This window comes from Allobosea sp. TAB14 (genome assembly GCF_052113865.1).
GTDB classification, from domain to species: Bacteria; Pseudomonadota; Alphaproteobacteria; order Rhizobiales; family Beijerinckiaceae; genus Allobosea; species Allobosea spartocytisi.
Genome location: NZ_JBFRDQ010000345.1, coordinates 1 through 1,832, shown reverse-complemented (window position 1 = coordinate 1,832; position 1,832 = coordinate 1). Strand labels below are relative to the sequence as shown.

At 60.4% G+C, this 1,832-nt stretch carries 1 protein-coding gene; it reads right to left on the bottom strand.

Translation table 11 applies throughout. The features are described from left to right. Positions 1–469: 469 nt before the first annotated feature. Positions 470–1,663 (bottom strand): GGDEF domain-containing protein, encoded by a 1,194-nt coding sequence (locus tag AB4Y99_RS27445; RefSeq protein WP_441525573.1) that lies wholly within the window; start codon positions 1,661–1,663, stop codon positions 470–472. Positions 1,664–1,832 lie beyond the last annotated feature (169 nt).

Here is a 1,832-nt window from a genome sequence, read left to right as displayed (position 1 = left end):
GCTATAGGCACCAAGCCTCCGAGGACGGGCAAGGCTATACAAACAAGCCGGGCATCACTCACTCACGACCAGGATTTTCATTCCCGGTATTTCGGCGGCTCCTTTACCCATCATGTGCTCACCGGCGTCGGCACAATATCCCGCAGGAAGCGCCGGGCGACTTTGCCAATGCAGTGCTTGCGCTACACAGGGCAAGCTAGCGAGGTTTGCATCCTCATTCTCGTGGGAGGCGGCCKAAYGATGTRGYGCAGCAATTTGGCGAGTCGAACTCCAATGGCTACCTTGGGAGCCATTRGCGCCCGCCAGGCCCAATCCGGCGCAGCCTCTATATCCGGGAGTTCCGATGCGGAGTCGCCCACGAAAGCGAGATCCCCAACTGGCACCCTCGCGAGCCTATCGGCGCATTAGCTAATGTCCGCTTGCCAGCGTTGAGCCAACGTCTGSTTGTGCGCTGCTCAGCCTCTCACATTCAGGGTGATGTACTTGCCGGCGCTGGCATAGCGAGGCTCTCAGAGTTGATTGCGACGCGGTTTCTGCCCGAGCGCTTGGCTTGGTAGAGCGCCTTGTCGGCGCGGGCGACGAGACTGCTCAAGCTTTCGCCTCGGTTGGCAACGACCAGTCCGAAACTCGCCGTCACATATCTTGCCTGCGGGAGAGCCGCAAAACGGGTTTGCCGCACAAGGGATCGGAGCCGATCGGCGAAGGCGTAGCTGCCGGCCATATCGCAGTTGGGCAACAGCACGGCGAACTCTTCGCCRCCGAGACGTCCGCAAAGGTCGATTTYCCGGGATGTCTCCTTGAGCAGCTTCGCGAACGCTCTAAGGACGGCATCGCCGGCGGGATGCCCGAACATGTCGTTGATGCTCTTGAAACGGTCGATATCAGCAACCACAAGGCAGACCGGCCAGGCACGAGCGTYGCGCAACACCCGATCGGCAGCCTCTTCGAACCCCAGCCTGTTCGACAGGCCGGTCAGGTGATCGGTCGATCGCTCATGGCGCARCGTCTCGATCGTGTCACCGACGGTGACRGCGAGCACAGCRAGCGCCAGCGCGACCCCCGAGACCGCCAGCGAGAACTGCAAGGCCAACCAAAAGGGAGACGAGCCGAAAGCGCCGGCAGCCGGTGCGGTTGCTCCAACGGTCAGCACGGTGCGAGGAAAGAAGTGCAACGAGAAGACCATCAGCACCCAGAAGAGGATCTGCTCTGAGAGTCGTCCGGTCCGAAGCCGGCGCAGGCGCCAGGCCGTCGTAAGAAGGATCAGCCCATAACTGAAGTTCAACAGATAGATCCGGACAATGAGGCGGCGATCGATGTAGTAAAAATAAGCGATGCCACTGACGATCAGAATCGGGACGATCAGATACGCARCCCATGACAGCCGCGCACCCGAGCGCCTGAGAAGTCCATCGCTGAGAAGCAAGACGCTTACGGTGTAGATCAGTGCCGAGGTCACCGCATTGACGCCATCGCCATCCGGTATGGCCAGAAGCTGGGATAAGGTCCCGGCACAGAAGAGCAGGCAGGCTGCGCCGAGAAACAGCAGGTGCTGGTGCCGCCGGTCCCTCACCCAGACCGCGGCGAAGCTCGCTGCAAAGACGAGGAGTATTGCCGGCCCGATCAGCGCGAGGGGATTGGACGGAATACGCATGATCACCGACATACGTGTTGCTATGGATTGGGATCAAGGGCAGGTGGTCCAATCAGCAGGATGCTTGCCGCCTGAGMGCGTGCAATGGGTCGCAAACAGTCTTTGTTCACGACGCRATATTCTGTTTCGGGCAGCTCAGCCYCCTTCGCTCTCATATCCAAGAACGGGTTGCTCTCGGTCG